This is a genomic window from Nocardia macrotermitis, assembly GCF_009604405.1.
Classification (GTDB): domain Bacteria; phylum Actinomycetota; class Actinomycetes; order Mycobacteriales; family Mycobacteriaceae; genus Nocardia; species Nocardia macrotermitis.
In genome coordinates, this window is record NZ_WEGK01000004.1 from 300,741 (window position 1) to 316,955 (window position 16,215).

The window sequence follows — 16,215 nt, forward strand, 5'->3', positions numbered from 1 at the left end:
AGCTGTACACCGATGTGGACACCAACGTCGTGACCAGCACCACCAAGATCGAGAACCTCCAGTGGGACGGCACCGCCGCCGCGGCGGCGAAGACTCGGATGGAACTCGAGAAGGCGTGCGCCTCGAAGGTCGGTGAGGCCCTGATGGGCCTGGAAACGGCGTTCAACCTGCGGGTGAAGGAACTCGGCAGTGCCAAGGACCAGGTCATCAGCATGCGCAATATCGCGACCACGCCCCCGCCCGGTGGTTCGCCCGCCTTCACGGTCAGCCCGGAGGGCACGGTCTCCCCCGAAGCCCGGATCCAATGGTTTCGCGATCATTCGAAAAGCTCGGACGGCAAGAATCTGGTCGACCCCAAAACGCTGGATCCGCTCTTCATCGCGATTCGCGCAGAAGCGGCCGCCCGGGAAAGGGACCTGACCGGCGCTCTCCAACATGCTGAGAGCGTGGCGAATACCCTCGTTCAGGAGATCACGCGCGCGAAAACATCTGTCGACGAGGTGCATACGAAACTCGGCGACCCCACATACTGCGTCACCTCCGCCGCTCCGGCGAACGTCAATCCCGCGTCGGTAAACCAGAATTCGACGACGCAGCATCAGACGCAGAATTACTCGCACGGTAACAACAACTCGTCGTCGCACAACAGTGGCAGCAATATCGCCTACTCGACCTCGTCGAACACCCCACCATCGGTCACACCATCCGGTGATGAAAAAGAGTGGATCGCTCAGGCCAAGCAGATTCTGATCAGCATGGGCTACTCACCCAGCCAGATCGACGAGCACGCACTCGAAGTCATCATCCAGAACGAATCCAGCGGCAATCCGCACGCTATCAACGGTGACGACATAAACGCCCAACAGGGCCATCCCTCGAAGGGGCTGATGCAAACGATCGACAGCACCTTCAACCGGTGGGCCGCGCCCGGCCACACCGATATCTGGAATCCCGTCGATAATATCGTGGCCGGGGCCCGCTATTCGATCGACAGGTACGGCACACTGAATCATCCGGGCGTTGTGTCTTACGACCAGACCGGTGTATACCACGGCTACTGACGAGAGCGTGAGCCGCCACGCTCCACGCTTCACGACATTATTGCGAATTGACCAGCAGCACGTACTGGGCCGTGACGCGCTGTTGTAAATCGTACAGCTGATCACCGGTCACGAGAATGGCGAATCGATGATAGGCGGCCAGACAACGGAATCTGCCGTCCGACGGAGTCGTCATCTGCTCATAACACACCGCGTCGGTTATATCCAGCGGCGGATCCACGTCTCGCCGATAGCCTTTCGAGTCAATTTTCGCGTACGCGGTGACAAGCGAGGCGGCCTTCGTATCACTCTGCGCCCGAAACACCGTGGACAACGGACTCCGAAGCACCAGATCGACCCCGGCGTCCCGCATCGAATCCTGCCGACCTGCCTGATCTGTAACGTAGTAGGTCATTTCGTCTCGTGTTGTGTAGTTCAGGTATCCGCGCCTGGTGAGAACCAGATCCCCTGCGACAGTGGGAGGTTGGATACCTTTGCGGCCGTGCAGAACGCCGGGCAGCAGATGGTCCGGGTCCTGCCGCAGCGTGTTCCACTTGTCCGTCGGTGTCGGTGCAAATTGGTCGAGCACCGGGATCTCGGCGTCCAAATATTTTCGAGTCATAGAGGTCAGGGCCGACAGATCGGTCTTTCGCGTCTCGGCCAGCACCGTGATGACGTAGATACCGTGCGGCGTGCTGCTGCCAAGGGTCGGCACGGTGGGCCGCCAGTGTGCGGAGCTATCGGGATAGCCGGGAATCCTGACCGCGACATTACTCGGATTCCAGCCGAAGTCGACCGAATCGAGTTCCGTAGCAGCCGATTTCGCTTCATCCACAGAGGGGAATCGAAGTACCGTAACGAATACTCCCTCCCGTTGCCGAACCTCGCCGCGGCCGTTCTCGAGGGGTATCGAATTATCTGCCGCGGACGAGTAGAACCCCTGGACGAACCGATGTTTCGTGAGCACCGCCTCGGAAGGTGGCACCAGATATTTCGCGGCCGACGCGGCATCCGGGAGCGGACCGGCCATCGCACCCAAACCGTATTTCGAATCCACCTCGTAGGGATTTAGGACCTTGTCCGCGAGGCGGTACGCCTCCAGCAGCGCGCGGTCCGAATCCTGTAACTGTGGCGTGGATTCGGCCGGGGTTGTGACATAGGTACCGGTATCCCACTGATTCACATCGGGTTTCGCCGAATCCGATGTTCCACATCCCGAGACGACCAGCGCGCACACGGCGACGAAGCACCCTGCAACCGTGGGCAGAACACGTCTTTTCATACTGCATTGCTCCAGATCGTCAGGCACGTCACGGCTGCGGGAGTTGTTCGGCGACCATGTTCACAACCGCTTCGGCCGCATTGCACAGCATCTGCTCGGTGCCGCCGGACTCCCTCGTAATTTGCACCTCCATGACATCCGAGCTCAAATCATTGTCGACATTTCCCCAGACGAACTTCCGGGTGCATTGCGTATTACTGTCCTGAGCCGATGGCCACACCTTGAATTCTCCGAGATCGATGGGATCCCCGGTCGGCATGACTTCATGCGAGAGCGAGACATCCAGTGTGTTCTGACCGACCCACACACAATCATGCAGACCGGACAGCACGCCGGACACCGGCGGCCCGACATCCAGTCTGATCGCCACTGGAGGAACCACGGAACAGGGATCCAGTCGGACGATCGTATGCCGACTATTGGCGATCTGAGGCGGCCTGTGCAACCGATCGACTATCTTCGGCAACGCCTGTTCGGCCAGCTCGCATTCGTTCTTCGTCGCCTCGGTGTCGTCACTCTTGCGGGCCGCGATTTTTACGACGAGTCCGAACTGCGGATCCATTTTCTTCGCCACGAGAGCTCGTGAACAACCGTAAGTCTCTTTCAACGTCGACTCGGCGACCGGTACCCCCTGCACGCTCTTACCGTCCTGCTGATATTTCTCCACGCTCGAGATATTCGCGATCTCGAGCGATACCACATATTTCTCGTAATCACCGGAGCATTGGTGGGAGCCCAAAGCCTGGAAATCCTGTTTCCACGCACCGAGCGACGGAAGCGGATCGTCCAACACCTTGCAGACATCGATCAGCCGCAGCCGGGTCAGGTTGAACTGCTCGAGCGGATTCGCCGGTGCGGCAGCATCTTCGCCACTGAATGCACCGCCGACCACCGCCGTGACCAACCCGGCCACCAGCGCCACGACCGCGACCAACGCGGCGATGATCCAGCGCCCAGGCAACTGTCGCGGCGGTTTGCGCGACATATGCGCGATCACCTCGTCGAAATCGCCGCCGAGCATCGTAGAAGCGGTCGGATTCGGGTCGACGACCACAGTCGACTGCGGATCCGCCACCAGCATCCGCAATTCCTGATCCTGCTCCCGCATGGCCTGGAGAATCGCGGGCGGCCAGGGAGTACTCGACGCGGTCGAGGGGCCGAGGAAATCGATGATCTGACCGGGCGTCGGCCGCTGGGCCGGGTCCTTGTACAGACAAGGTTCCACCAGTTGCCGCACGTTGGGGGGCAGCATGGACAGATCCGGCTCGGTGTTGACGATCTTGTAGAGCGTATGCGGCATCGATGAACCGGCGAACGGGCTCTTACCGCTGGCAGCCATCGCGATGACCGAGCCGAAGGAGAATACGTCGCTCGCCGGGGTCAGCGGCTGGGATTCGGCCTGTTCCGGCGACATGAAGGCGGGTGAACCGATGATCGACCCGGTATGGGTGAGATCCGAGCGTTCCGCCGCCACCCGCGCGATGCCGAAGTCGATCACCTTCGGTCCGTCGGCGGCGAGAATGATATTGGCGGGCTTGAGATCTCGATGCACCAACCCGGTCGCGTGAATCGCTTGCAGAGCAGTCGCCAAGCCGAGAGCCAACGCGTGAATGGCATCGACCGATAACGGACCGTACTTTTCCACCGCTCGATCCAGCGGCACTCCTGGGACGAATACCGAAGCAAGCCAGGGATTTTCGGACTCCACATCGTAATCGACAACCGCCGCGGTGAACGCACCGGACACCCGTGCCGAAGCCTGTACCTCCCGCCGGAACCGCGGCAGGAAATCCTCCTGCTCGATCAGATGCGCGTGCACCCGTTTGACGGCCACCAGCCGCCCGTCCGGACCGACCGCCAGCAGCACCTCCCCCATGCCACCCTCACCGAGACGGCGAAGCAGGCGATACCGTCCGATCCGGTCCGCGCGACCGGGGTTCCATCGCTCGTCCATCATTGCTTCCTCTGTTGCGTCACAACGGCTTCGAGTACGGGATCCATCCGCTGATATGCCTGCGCAGCGGTGATCTTCGGCTTCGCGTCGATGATGACCAGCACTATCTCGGCTTGATTCGAGGCTGCTGGGTTGGCGACGTAGTAGCTCGAGAATTGAGCGGAATAGGGCTGACTCGCGGTGTCGGTGTGTCGGACGACCTGCAACGGCCCGAGCGAACCGGCCTCCACCCGATCCGGAGGATAGGTTCCATCCATGTTCGCGGGCTGATCGGTCACCGACAAACTCACCGAAAGCTGGTAATCGGGCGATGTCCATTCACAGTCGTGCACACCGGCCGCGCTGGGTGCGGCGGTAGCGCCCAGCGCGGTACTGATCGTTTTCGCGTCGACCGATGCGCACGGGTCCATTCGAACAATCGAGTTGGTCGGCAGGTCTGCCATGGGCGGCGCCGTCGCCAACCGGTTCACCACGAGCTTCAGAATCGACGTCGCCAGGTCACATTGCTTCTCGCCCCCCGAAACACTCACTCCGATCGGCACTTTCGGGCTCACCGCCGGAAAGATCACCCGACTGCATGCCTGTGCCCCCAAGACCGACCCCTCCCCGGTGGTATCCAGCACCGGAAATCCGCCCGCGGTATCGCCGGTGTTCTTCTGATTCGCGGGGACCGGGTCGTCGCCGACCTCCAGGCTCACATTCGCGGTACCGCCGCCGCTCAGGACCGTCGTTTCGCAGGTCCCCGAGTCGAACGGTTTCGTCGCGCCCGTGGACCCGACCGACCCGATGACGTCCGCGCCCAGCAGTTTGCAGGTGTCGACCAGGCGCATTTGATCGGTCGTGATGGCCAGATGTACCGGTGGGCTCGGTTGCGGACGTTCGAGGACGTACACACCGACTCCGGCCGCGGCGACCACGGCGAGCACTCCGGCCAGGCCCGCGAGCAGCCGCCGGGAGACGCGACGTCGCGGTGGGCTGTCGAGCACCGTGTCCGGGAGCGCCGCCCACTGCTGCGCCTCGCCCCAACTGTCCGCGATCCGCTGCCGCACACCGACCGGCCAGACCGGCTGCGCGGTGATGCGCCCGGCGACGTCGAGGAGCTGGGCCGCGGTCGGGCGGTGGGCCGGGTTCTTGTCCAGGCAGGCGTCGACCACCGGGCGCAATTCCGGTGGGACGCCGCTGGTGTCGGCGCGGGTGTGTACGACGTTGTAGAGGGTCTGCGGGGTCGACTCCCCGGGAAACGGGTGGCGGCCGGTGGCGGCCAGGACCAGCATGCCGCCGACGGAGAACACGTCGCTGGCCGTGGTCAGGTCGTGGCCCTCGGCCTGTTCGGGGGACATGAAGGCCGGGGAGCCGATGAGTGAGCCGGTGGAGGTGAGCTGGGTCTGGGTTTCCAGGGCCCGGGCGATGCCGAAATCGATGACGCGGGGGCCGTCGGCGCCGAGCAGGACGTTGGCGGGTTTGAGGTCGCGGTGGATCATGCCCGCGCGGTGGATCTCCAGCAGGGCCGCGGCCAGCCCGGCGGTGAGCAGACGCAGACCGCCCAGCGGCAGCGGCCCGAGCTCTTCCACGGCCTCGCGCAGCGACGGGCCGGGGACGTACATGGAGGCGAGCCACGGTTCGGGGGCATCGGGATCGGCATCCATCACCGCGGCGGTGTAGGCGCCGGTAACCCGTTGCGACGCTTGCACTTCCATCCGGAAACGGGCCCGGAACTCCGGACTCCGCGCGAGCTGCCGATGCACCATCTTGACCGCGACCAGCCGCCCGTCCGGCGCGCGCCCGAGCAGCACCCGGCCCATCGCGCCCTGACCGATCACCGCGAGCAGCCGATGCCGTCCCGCGCTGCATGGATCGTTCGTCCCCAACGGCTTCATCGCGGTCGCCTCCCCTCCCGTACCTGTTCGGCATGGTACCGAGCGAACCGTCGCGGCGCGCCCCCTCTCGCCGCAACCGGACCGATGCCGGGTGTGACTACGCCGATCTCCGCGTAACGGCGCACCGCCCGCACCGTAAAGTCATTCGGAAGAAGCACCGCACGAGAACGCGGCACAACGTGCAGCGCGAGGAGCACCAAGTGTCACTCCAACAGCCACTCGCCCCGCTTCCGCGGGAGGGCATCGGCTTCACGACGTCGTGGCCTGTCCGGACCGGTGATGTGGATCCGTACAACCGGGTGCGGCTCGATGCCGTGGCCCGTTATCTCCAGGACGTGGCCTGGGAGGAATTGGAGAGCGGGTTCTTCCATCGGACCGATCCGGTGTGGATCGTGCGGCGGACCGTGATCGACGTGGTGCGACCGATTCTGTGGCCGGATCGGGTGGAGTTGCGGCGGTGGTGTTCGGCGATGTCGACCCGCTGGGCGAATATGCGGGTGCGGATCACCAGCGACAACGGCGGTCTGATCGAGACCGAGGGTTTCTGGATCAACCTCAACGAATCGACCAATATGCCGACCCGGATCAGCGATCAGGGGCTGGCCCATCTGGCCCGCACCACCAGCGAGACCCGGCTGCGCTGGCGGCAGTGGCTGACCGATCTGGCCCCCGCGGAATCCGACACCGATCTGCCGTTCCCGTTGCGCGCCACCGATATCGACCTCTACAACCACATCAGCACCAGCGTGTACTGGCAGGCGGTGGAGCACTATCTGATCGATATCCCCAAGCTCGTCGCGGGCCCGCATCGGGCGGTCATCGAGTACATCGAGCCGGTGCTGGCGCGTCAGCACGTCAGCGTGCGCAGTCGCATCGAAACCGGCGACCGCACCGGGGAGGCCGCGTTGCGGTTGTGGTTCATGGTCGGCGGCACCACCACCACGACCGTGCGGATCGGCCCGTTGCCGGAATTAGGTTGAAATCCTTTCCGCGACAACCGAATACACCGAAGTAGAAAACGGATACGCCGGAGGATTCGGTGTGAATCCTCCGGCGTATCCGATTCGCTTGTCCCCGAAGGGGTTTACCCCCGGGCGGCCTTGAGCAGATCCTCGCGGGTGGTGAGTTTGACGCGGGGACGACCGCCGGACTTGCCCGCAGTGCGCTCGGCGGTGTCGATCGACTTCCAGCCCTCGCGGTCCACCAGATCCGGCTGACGCTGGGCCAGCAGGGTCTTCAGGGCAGCCCGATCCGCCTGCGGCGCTTGGAGTTTGCCCGAGGTGAAATCGGCGAGCAGCTGCTCGACGGTCTCGGTGGCGTCGACCCGGTTGGAGCCGATGATGCCGCGCGGACCGCGCTTGATCCAGCCCGAGACGTAGATGCCCGGCAGATGCGAACCGTCCGCGACGACCCGGCCGTGCTCGTTCGGGATGGTGCCGCTGCGCTCGTCGAACGGCAGCTCGCCCACCGGCTGACCGCGGTAGCCGATCGACCGCAACACCAGTGCGGCGGAGAGCGTTTCGGTGCGATCCGAGGCCCGCGCCACCACCCGGCCGTCCTCGACGACCAGCTCGTTGTGCACGATCTCGACCGCCTCGGCGTGGTCGTCGCCGGTGATCTCGGTGGGCGAGGTCAGGTAGCGGAAGACGATGCGCTTGTTGGCCGGGTTCGGCGTCTTGGCCGCGTATTCCTGTGCCAGTTCGTATTTCAGCCGCTGCGAGGGCTCGATGTCCGGATCGTCCAGCAGCGCCTGGCTTTCCGGATCCAGCTCCAGCTCGGCCGGATCGATGACGACGTCGATCCCCTTCAGATGCCCCAGCGCCATGAACTCCGAGGAGGTGTACGCGGCCTGCAGCGGACCACGCCGACCCAGCACCACGACCTCGCGGATGTTGCTCTGCCGCAGGGCATCCAGGGCGTGATCGGCGATATCGGTCTTGGCCAGCACGTCCGGGTCCAGGGTCAGCACGCGGGCGACGTCCAGTGCGACGTTGCCGTTGCCGACGATGACCGCGCGCTCACCCGACAGGTCGAAGCCGCGCTCGGCGTAATCCGGATGGCCGTTGTACCAGGCCACGAACTCGGTCGCGGAATGGCTGCCGGGCAGATCCTCACCGGGCACGTCCAGGCGGCGATCGGTGGACGCGCCGACCGCGTAGATCACCGCGTGGTGGTGGCTCACCAGCTCCTCGTGCGAGATGTGCTTACCGACCTCGACATTCAGGTGGTATTGCAGCGTGTCGCGGCGGAAGGCGCTCTCGAACATGGTCGACACGCCCTTGGTGCCCGGGTGGTCGGGGGCCACACCGGCGCGCACCAGCCCCCACGGGGTGGGCAGGCGGTCGAACATCTCCACCTCGACGTCGGCGCGGCGCAGCAGCTCCTCGGCGGCGTAGCAGGCCGCGGGCCCGGCCCCGACGATCGCGACCCGCAACGTGCCCAGGTCCTTCGGCGGACGCGCCGGGGTCACCAGCGGATCGAAGTTGGATTCGAGCGGGTGACGCTGGAAGTACGCGGCGTTGATCTCTGCGAAGCGCGCCAGGGACGCGCTCAGATCGTCCTCGGAGAAGATGGCCTCCACCGGGCAGGCATCCACACAGGCACCGCAGTCGATACAGGTGTCGGGGTCGATGTACAGCTGCTCGGTCGTCGCGAACTCGGGTTGCTCCGGAGTCGGACGAATGCAATCGACCGGGCACTCGGGTACGCAGCTGGCATCGTCGCAACAGCGCTGCGTGATCACATAGGCCATATCTCGCAGATCCTCGAAAACATTCATGGGGCCGTACCCGCACCGGGCTCGGAGCGGGACGGGCATCACACCCGATGCCTCTCAGCAATGGATGTGACGCCACCTTCAGTGTGCCTCGAGAGTGAGACGTCTCTCTCATCAGGATGCGTCCGAGCAGGGTTTCGGCAACCCGAAAACCGCCTCGTACGGCATGCCCGAACCCCGGTTCGGCCCGGTCGGCCTACGGTATCGGCTATGGTGCGGACCCTGATTCTGATGCGACACGGCAAATCCGATTATCCAGAACGTGTCGTCGATCACGATCGGCCGCTCGCGGCGCGCGGACAGCGTGAGGCAGCGTTGGCCGGGGACTGGTTGCGCGCGACCCAGCCCGCGATCGACGCGGTGTGTTGCTCCACCGCGGTGCGCACCCGGGAGACCCTCGCCGCGACGGCCGTAACTGCGCCCGTGCAGTTCGAATCCTCGATCTACGAGGCGTCCCCGCGCACGCTGATCGAGCTGATCCAGCTCACCGAGCCCGATGTGCGGACCCTGCTGGTGGTCGGGCACGCCCCCGGAATGCCGTGGACGGCTTGGGAACTGGCCGCCAACCGCGACTCCGAACCGGCCGCGGAACTCAGCCGTAAATTTCCCACCTCGGCGCTGGCGGTCCTGGAATTCGACCGGACCTGGGCCGAACTGGATACCGGCACCGGTGATCTGGTGCGCTTCCACGTCCCGCGGTAGTGCCCGCGGACGACGCGGCTAGCTGATGATCCGGCCGCGCACCACGACGACCACACCGAACACGATCAGCAGCACCAGGGCCACGAACCAGTTGGTCAGCCACCACACGACCCCCAGGACCGCGAGCACCGGCAGCAGTGCGATCGCGGCGATGAGCGGACTTTCCTTGATCGTCTCGAGCGCCGATCGCGCGCGGATCCGATCGATCTCTTTGGCCATGAATTCAGGGTAGGCCGACTCGTCCCGATCGTCCGGTCCTTTTCCCGCGTCCCTGGTGGAAGGGGTGCGGGAGCGCTACCGACCGCTGGATCCGGTCACACCGTCGCGAACTCCGGCAGAATGGGCGCGAGTTCGCGAGCGGAGTGGAGGCGATCGGCATGGGCACGACCACGTGGGATCGGATCACCGACAGGGATGATCCCGAGTACGGGCGAGCGCGCTATTCGATCGGGGCGGTGTCGGAGTTGTCGGGGCTCACCCGGGACACCTTGCGGTGGTACGAGCGGATCGGGCTGCTGGATTCGGTGGGGCGCGATCATGCCGGGAAACGGCGGTTCAGCGAGCGGGATCTGGACTGGCTGGCGCTGATCGGCAAATTGCGGCGGACCGGGATGACGGTCGCGGACATGATCCGGTACGCCGAGTTGGTGCGGGCCGGGGAGGCGACCTATCCGGAGCGGCTGGAGATGTTCCGGCACACCCGCGCCGACGTCGTGGCCCAGATCGCGGAGCTACGGCAGACCCTCGCGGTACTGGACTGCAAGATCGCGCTGTACGAGGGCAATGCCGACGCCGCCGACTGGCGCGCCGTGAGCGTCGCCCAGTGACCGCCTCCGCCGATATCGAGGGCGCGGTGCGCGCCGGTCTGGCCGCCGTCGCGGCGATGCCCGCCGCCGACGAGCACTGGCTGGAGATCTACCGGCATCTGCACGCCCATCCGGAACTCTCCGGGGCCGAGGTCGCCACGGCCCGGCTGGTCGCGGACGAACTGCGGGCGATGCCGGGCTGGGAGGTCACCGAGGGCGTCGGCGGGACCGGTGTGGTCGGGGTGCTCGGCGGCGGGCCGGGCCCGGTGATCTGGTTGCGCGCGGATATGGACGCGCTGCCGGTGCAGGAGGAGACCGGACTGGACTATGCCTCGCGCACACCGGGTGTCATGCACGCGTGCGGGCACGACGTCCACGTCACGGCGCTGCTGGGCGCGTGTGCGCGGCTGGCCGCGCACACGGAGCTGCCGGGCACCGTCGTGGCGGTCTTCCAGCCCGCCGAGGAGACCGGATTCGGCGCGCGCGGCATGCTCGACGACGGTCTGCTCGAGCGTTTCCCGACGCCGCGGATCGTGCTGGGCCAGCACGTCGGCCCGGTCCCGGCCGGGCTGGTGCTCAGCCGCGGCGGGGCGCTGATGGCCGCCTCGGATTCCATCCGGATCGAGCTGACCGGGTCGGGCGGGCACGCGTCCATGCCGCATGCCGCGGTGAACCCGCTGACCATGGCCGCATCGCTGGTGCTGCGGTTGCAGGGGCTGGCCGCCCAGCACTCCTCGCTGCCGTCGCCGCCGGTGCTCACGCCCGGCGCGTTGCACGTGGGCGACCGCCCGAACGTGATCGCCGAAACCGCCGAAATGCTGTTGAGTCTGCGGACATTCACCTCCGGCTCGCGCGAGACCATGCTGGAGGGCGTACGCCGGATGACCGCCGCCGAGGCCGAATCCGCTGGGGCACACAAGGATCCGACGATCGAGGTGTACGACAGCTTCCCGATGACGGTGAACACCGCCGCCGATACCGACCGGCTGCTGGCGACGTTCGCCGCCAACGGCTTCCCGGCCTTCCCGCTGCCCGGACCCATCACCGGCAGTGAGGATTTCGGCGCGTTCGCCACCGCGGCGAACTGCGCGTCGGTGTTCTGGTACGTCGGCGGATTCTCCGCGGCCCGGTACACCGCCGAGGACTGGCTGGGGCTGGCCCGGGAAATGGCGCTGCCCGCCGGAACCGAGTCCAACCACTCGCCTCGCTTCGCACCGGACCCGGAGGAAACCTTGCCACCGGCGATCAACGCCATGGTTGTGGCGGCCAACAGCGAACTCGCCCGGGGCTGAGTGCCGACGGCCCGGCCAGCGCTGCGGATCAGGTGCGCCCCCGCTGTCGACCGGGCAGTCACACGACCGAGCGTCGACCCCGGACCGAATCCATCCGCGCCAGCCCCGGAGGAAACCGGGCCACGGCGATCAACGTCATGGTCGTAGCGGCCGACAGTGAACTCGGCCGGGGTTGAGTGACGCCGACCGGGCTCGAGCAGCGAACCGGTCGACGGCAGCATTTGTAGCGGCGGTTCATCGAACCGGCGGTGGCAGCACGCCGCTCAGAATCGGCGGGCGGCGGTGGCGGGCATCTGCGATAGGGCGGATTCGACCACCCCGGAGCCCGTGGTCGAGGCGTGGATGACACGTCCGTTGCCCTCGTAGAGGGCCGAATGTCCGCCGCCGTAGAAGGACACCAGATCGCCGGGCTGTAATTGGTTCAGCGGCACGGGCCTTCCGGAGTCGAGTTGTCCATAGCTGGTGCGCGGCAAGGTGATTCCGGCCTGTCGGTAGGACCACTGCACCAGGCCGGAGCAGTCGAAGGCGTCGGGGCCCGCGGAACCGTATCGATAGGCGGAGCCGAGTTTGGTCCGGGCGGCCTCGACGGCGCGTTCGCCGGTGGTCTCGCGCGGGGCCGGTTGCGCCTGCGGTGCGGGCAGCAGGCCGCGGAAGGGCGGGGTGGCGAGGAATTGCTGGATTTGCGGGGGAATTCCGGCCGGATTCGATACGCCGGGGACGCCGATATCGGGGGTGCTCGGGGTTTGCGCGAAGGTCTGGCCGGTGGTCAGCAGCGTGGCCCCCACCATGCCGAGGGTGGCCGCGGCCACCGCCAGGGCGAACCAGAACAGCCGCCGCAAACCTCGCCTGATATATCGGACCTCGTCGTTTCCTGCACTCATGATGCGGTCCTTTCGATCCTGTCGCCGGGGCCGAACGGGGCCGTGCGACACCATGTCTCGTTGACGTGGCTGACCTCGTCGGACTCCTCGGAATAGATTCGAAAAACAGCACAGCGATGTGTCCGGTGGAGCGGATCCGAGGCGATATCATTCGCCAGGAAAAGCGGGATTACAAAGACAACCGCGCCCAATTACGATAACAAGAAGATAACTTATCGAAAAACATGGGATAACACGACAATGTCCGCGAGATGTATTGCCGCCGCACAGCGGTAGATCACCGGATCATCTCGGCCGCGATTCCCGCATCGATCCCGCCTCGGCCGGGGCGAACGGCAGGCGGTAGCATCGTCGGCATGCACCGAATCTTCACCGTCACTCCGCCGCCCGCCTCCTGAGCGAGGTGGTTTCACGGGCCGGGTGGCGTCAGCCGCTCGGTTGAGTTCGGGTACCCGTCTTCCGGTACACACATCCGCGAACACCGTCGGCAACTGCCTCGCGTCGTCGTCCTTCCTTTCTCTTCGACGCAGGAGTACCGAAAACCATGTCCGTCGACGTCGTCGCGCGCCCGCACGACCGTTCCGCACTGACCCTCATCACGGCCGGAATCCTCTGGGGCACAGGGGGTTTATCCGGTTCCATCCTCGCCCGCGAGGCACATCTGTCGGCGCTGTCCGTGGCCGCCTACCGGTTGCTCATCGGCGGCGGTCTCGCGATCGCCCTGCTGGCCGTCTCCGGCGGATTGCGCGGCTTGCCGCGCACCCGGGCCGCGATCGGGCGGATACTGCTCACCGGCGGCCTGCTGGGATTCTTCCAGGGCAGTTATTTCCTTGCGGTGCAATATATTTCGGTGAGTATCGCGACGATGGCCACGATCGGGACGCTACCCGTGTTCGTCGCCCTCGGCACCGTGCTGCGCACCCGCCGCCGACCCGATACCCCGACGCTCGCCGCGATCGGCACGGCCGTCACCGGCCTGATCCTGCTCACCTGGTCGCCGGACGGCGTGACGACCGGCTGGCGACTCGCGGCGGGGATCGGCTTCGCCCTGCTGGCCGCCCTCGGATTCGCCGCCCTCACCCTGCTCACCACGCGCACGATCGAGGGGCTGGATCCCTTGCGCACCACCGCGTTCGGCATGCTCACCGGCGGCCTGCTGCTCACACCGATCGCCCTGACCAGTGGCATGTCCCTGCCGCTGCGACCGGCGACCCTGGCGACGGCGGCCTATCTGGGTAGCGTGCCCACGGCCGTCGCCTACACCGCGTACTTCCGCGGACTACGCACCGCCGCACCGATTTTCGCCGCCATCGCCGCACTGCTGGAACCGCTCACCGCGGCCCTGCTGTCGATAATCGTTCTCGGCGAACATCTTTCGGCGGCCGGATGGTGTGGTGCCGCATTGTCGATCGTCGCGTTGGGGGTGAGCAACCGCAGGTAACCGCGCGACTCACGGGAAACCCGGCCGCAGTCCCCTCATGACTGCGGCCGGGTAGCTCATTCGCGATCGGTACGGCTCAGGCCGCATCCGGTATCGCGGTGGGGGCCGGCGCCGCGCCCGACGCGGCCACCGGACGCGGAAAGGCAAGTCGGCGTGAGAGATACGCAAAGACCGGTCCGAGCGCGTTCATCGCGACCACCGACACCCAGACCGCCAGCAGATTGCCCGGATGGAAGCCGAATCCGCCGAAGAAGGTGGCGAAATACGAGGCGAATCCGAGGAACATGCCCGGAATCAGCGAGAAGAACGCGGTCCGGCCCGTGTACATCAGGGCGGTGTTGACCACCAGGATGATCAGGGCCAGCACGGCATCCTGCGCCAGCCGGGACGAACCGAAGGCGCTGCCGATGTGCTGATCCACCAGCACGATCAGCATGGCGAAGGTGGATCCGGCGGGCATCGCGGCCCACAGTTTGCGGGCGACCGCCATCGACGGCCCGCCCGCCAGGAAGGTCCCGGCCCAGCTGATGAAGATGGCCCAGGGCGGCAGGTTCAGCGCGGTGCCGCCGATGAAGGCGGTCAGCCCGGCCAGAATGGAAGCGACTATTTCGTGGGGTACGAGCTCACGCATGGGACAGGACTCCGGTTTCGGCGGGAGAGTGGGAAGTGTTGGGGTGCAAGAGTTCTCGATGACGTGTCGTCCGGGCCACCACCCGGCCGCGCTTGAGGACGTAGCAGCGGTCCGGCCGATCCAGCAGCACGTCGGCGACCCGGCGGGTGGACAACACCACCAGATCGGCCGCGGCCCCCGGCCGCAGCCCGTAGCGGTCGGCGATCCCGACGATCCGCGCCGGAGCCTCGGTGAGCATGGTCAGCACCCGCGCGAGATCCTGTTCGCCGGACAGGTGACCGGTCTGCGCGAGGAACAGCCCGATATCGAGCAGGTCGGCATTTCCGTAGGGGGTGAACGCATTTCGCACATTGTTGGAGGACACCGCGGCCTGCACCCCGGCCTCCCACAGCTCGCGCACCGGCGCGACGCCACGTCGCACGGCCACCGGATCGGCCCGGCCGCCCAGATGCATATCCGTCGCGGGCAACGGCACCACCGCCACGCCCGATTCGGCGAGGCGGCGCATGGTGGCCCGGCGTTCGGCGACGGGCCGCCCGCCCAGCGAGGTCATATGCCCGAGGGTGACCCGGCCAGCCATCCCGGTGCGTGCGGTGACCTCGGCGATCCGGTCCGCGAGGGCGAATCGCGGGTCGGCGGCGTCGTCGGCGAAATCGGCGTGGATATCGATCGGGACGTCGAATTCGGCGGCCAGTTCGAAGACCAGATCGATGTGCCGGTGACAGTCGGCCAGATCGGCCTCGTTGTACGAGCAGCCGCCGATCACATCCGCGCCCAGGCTCAACGCCTCGCGCAGCAGTTCCAGGGTGCCCGGCGATTTGAGAATGCCCTCCTGCGGGAAGGCGACGATCTGTAGATCGAGGCGGTCCCGGTATTCCTCGCGCAATTCCAGCAGCACCCGCACGCCGAGCAGTCCGACGATCGGGTCCACATCCGGATGCGCGCGAATCATCGTGGTGCCGTTGAGGATTGCCTGATCTAGCACCTGCCGCGCGCGGGCCCGGACCGAGTCGGCGGTGAAGCCGCGCTTGAGTTCGCCGGTGACCGCGATCGCCCCGGCCAGCGTGCCGTCGGGATTGGGGCGTTCGCGATCGAGCAGCGCCTTGTCCACGTGTACGTGCGCCTCGACCAGACCCGGGATGACCACCCGGCCGTCACAGTCGATCTCGTCGCTGCCCGGAATCGGCAGTGCCGCACCGATTTCGGTGATGTATCCGGCCGTGACGGCAATATCCACCGGGCCGTGGTCGTCGGATATCCGGGCGTTGCGGAGAACCAGATCCGCCATGAGTACCTCCAGGAGGAGCAGGGGCACAATCTGTATAGAAATCCCGTGTTTCCGCTGCGCTCGGGAATTTTTTCGGGGGCGTTACCAAATCCTCGCAAGTCATGCCGATCGTTTGCCCGAAATCGATGTATGCAGCGGTTACCTGGACAGAAGGCGGCACCTGCGAAGCACTTCCACATGATGGCTATTCATCAGCTAACGGCTATTTTCCGCTATTCCGGGCCCGCGTGGCATTTCCCACAGGT

14 protein-coding genes are annotated in these 16,215 nt (G+C 66.0%); 6 read left to right on the top strand and 8 right to left on the bottom strand.

Features of this window, described 5'->3' with window-relative positions; translation table 11 throughout:
• The first annotated feature begins 14 nt into the window (after positions 1–14).
• On the top strand, positions 15–1,061 hold the full coding sequence (locus NRB20_RS11375) for a lytic transglycosylase domain-containing protein (protein WP_319944754.1): 1,047 nt from the start codon (positions 15–17) through the stop codon (positions 1,059–1,061).
• Between the two features lie 37 nt (positions 1,062–1,098).
• On the opposite strand, the gene NRB20_RS11380 is transcribed toward NRB20_RS11375, so the two are convergent.
• From NRB20_RS11380 to NRB20_RS11390, 3 genes are read right to left on the bottom strand one after another with little or no spacing between them, the layout of a single operon-like run.
• Positions 1,099–2,349: a DUF7373 family lipoprotein gene (locus NRB20_RS11380; protein ID WP_153410041.1), complete on the bottom strand. Its 1,251-nt coding sequence runs from the start codon at positions 2,347–2,349 to the stop codon at positions 1,099–1,101.
• 1 nt (position 2,350) lies between these two features.
• Positions 2,351–4,279: a serine/threonine-protein kinase gene (locus NRB20_RS11385; RefSeq protein WP_319944832.1), complete on the bottom strand. Its 1,929-nt coding sequence runs from the start codon at positions 4,277–4,279 to the stop codon at positions 2,351–2,353.
• Entirely contained in the window at positions 4,276–6,153 is a 1,878-nt protein-coding gene (locus tag NRB20_RS11390; protein ID WP_153410043.1) for a serine/threonine-protein kinase, read from the bottom strand. The genes NRB20_RS11385 and NRB20_RS11390 overlap by 4 nt, the downstream gene beginning before the upstream one ends.
• A 200-nt stretch (positions 6,154–6,353) precedes the next feature.
• On the opposite strand from NRB20_RS11390, the gene NRB20_RS11395 reads away from it, so the two are divergent.
• Positions 6,354–7,133, top strand: a complete 780-nt coding sequence (locus NRB20_RS11395; RefSeq protein WP_319944755.1) for an acyl-[acyl-carrier-protein] thioesterase — start codon at positions 6,354–6,356, stop codon at positions 7,131–7,133.
• Between the two features lie 104 nt (positions 7,134–7,237).
• On the opposite strand, the gene NRB20_RS11400 is transcribed toward NRB20_RS11395, so the two are convergent.
• Positions 7,238–8,905, bottom strand: a complete 1,668-nt coding sequence (locus NRB20_RS11400; RefSeq protein ID WP_153410296.1) for an FAD-dependent oxidoreductase — start codon at positions 8,903–8,905, stop codon at positions 7,238–7,240.
• A gap of 234 nt (positions 8,906–9,139) precedes the next feature.
• Here NRB20_RS11400 and NRB20_RS11405 point away from each other — a divergent pair, with 234 nt between their 5' ends.
• Entirely contained in the window at positions 9,140–9,631 is a 492-nt protein-coding gene (locus NRB20_RS11405; RefSeq protein WP_153410045.1) for a SixA phosphatase family protein, read from the top strand.
• An 18-nt stretch (positions 9,632–9,649) separates the two neighbouring features.
• On the opposite strand, the gene NRB20_RS11410 is transcribed toward NRB20_RS11405, so the two are convergent.
• Positions 9,650–9,850: a hypothetical protein gene (locus NRB20_RS11410; RefSeq protein ID WP_153410046.1), complete on the bottom strand. Its 201-nt coding sequence runs from the start codon at positions 9,848–9,850 to the stop codon at positions 9,650–9,652.
• A gap of 158 nt (positions 9,851–10,008) precedes the next feature.
• On the opposite strand from NRB20_RS11410, the gene NRB20_RS11415 reads away from it, so the two are divergent.
• Complete coding sequence (locus NRB20_RS11415; protein ID WP_153410047.1) at positions 10,009–10,458, top strand: MerR family transcriptional regulator; 450 nt, start codon at positions 10,009–10,011, stop codon at positions 10,456–10,458.
• Positions 10,455–11,729 (top strand): amidohydrolase, encoded by a 1,275-nt coding sequence (locus tag NRB20_RS11420; RefSeq protein WP_319944756.1) that lies wholly within the window; start codon positions 10,455–10,457, stop codon positions 11,727–11,729. Before NRB20_RS11415 ends, NRB20_RS11420 begins: the two co-directional genes overlap by 4 nt.
• Positions 11,730–11,992: 263 nt before the next feature.
• Here the strand turns inward: NRB20_RS11420 and NRB20_RS11425 are convergent, their stop codons facing one another.
• Positions 11,993–12,517 (bottom strand): C40 family peptidase, encoded by a 525-nt coding sequence (locus NRB20_RS11425; protein WP_153410298.1) that lies wholly within the window; start codon positions 12,515–12,517, stop codon positions 11,993–11,995.
• A gap of 637 nt (positions 12,518–13,154) precedes the next feature.
• On the opposite strand from NRB20_RS11425, the gene NRB20_RS38895 reads away from it, so the two are divergent.
• A complete protein-coding gene (locus NRB20_RS38895; protein ID WP_153410048.1) occupies positions 13,155–14,051 on the top strand; it encodes a DMT family transporter in 897 nt (298 codons plus the stop codon).
• A 76-nt stretch (positions 14,052–14,127) separates the two neighbouring features.
• Here NRB20_RS38895 and NRB20_RS11435 read toward each other — a convergent pair whose 3' ends face one another.
• Positions 14,128–14,682 (bottom strand): DUF1097 domain-containing protein, encoded by a 555-nt coding sequence (locus tag NRB20_RS11435; protein ID WP_153410049.1) that lies wholly within the window; start codon positions 14,680–14,682, stop codon positions 14,128–14,130.
• The gene (locus NRB20_RS11440) at positions 14,675–15,970 is read right to left on the bottom strand and encodes an amidohydrolase family protein (RefSeq protein ID WP_153410050.1); all 1,296 of its coding nucleotides are present in this window, start codon (positions 15,968–15,970) and stop codon (positions 14,675–14,677) included. The genes NRB20_RS11435 and NRB20_RS11440 overlap by 8 nt, the downstream gene beginning before the upstream one ends.
• Between the last annotated feature and the right edge of the window lie 245 nt (positions 15,971–16,215).

What these genes read in the sequence shown, in the direction of transcription:
- NRB20_RS11385 (WP_319944832.1), bottom strand. Translation starts at nt 4,279, where the DNA reads ATGATGGACGAGCGATGGAACCCCGGTCGCGCGGACCGGATCGGACGG.
- NRB20_RS11390 (WP_153410043.1), bottom strand. Translation starts at nt 6,153, where the DNA reads ATGAAGCCGTTGGGGACGAACGATCCATGCAGCGCGGGACGGCATCGG.
- NRB20_RS11400 (WP_153410296.1), bottom strand. Translation starts at nt 8,905, where the DNA reads ATGGCCTATGTGATCACGCAGCGCTGTTGCGACGATGCCAGCTGCGTA.
- NRB20_RS11405 (WP_153410045.1), top strand. Translation starts at nt 9,140, where the DNA reads ATGGTGCGGACCCTGATTCTGATGCGACACGGCAAATCCGATTATCCA.
- NRB20_RS11410 (WP_153410046.1), bottom strand. Translation starts at nt 9,850, where the DNA reads ATGGCCAAAGAGATCGATCGGATCCGCGCGCGATCGGCGCTCGAGACG.
- NRB20_RS11415 (WP_153410047.1), top strand. Translation starts at nt 10,009, where the DNA reads ATGGGCACGACCACGTGGGATCGGATCACCGACAGGGATGATCCCGAG.
- NRB20_RS11425 (WP_153410298.1), bottom strand. Translation starts at nt 12,517, where the DNA reads ATGGTGGGGGCCACGCTGCTGACCACCGGCCAGACCTTCGCGCAAACC.
- NRB20_RS38895 (WP_153410048.1), top strand. Translation starts at nt 13,155, where the DNA reads ATGTCCGTCGACGTCGTCGCGCGCCCGCACGACCGTTCCGCACTGACC.
- NRB20_RS11435 (WP_153410049.1), bottom strand. Translation starts at nt 14,682, where the DNA reads ATGCGTGAGCTCGTACCCCACGAAATAGTCGCTTCCATTCTGGCCGGG.
- NRB20_RS11440 (WP_153410050.1), bottom strand. Translation starts at nt 15,970, where the DNA reads ATGGCGGATCTGGTTCTCCGCAACGCCCGGATATCCGACGACCACGGC.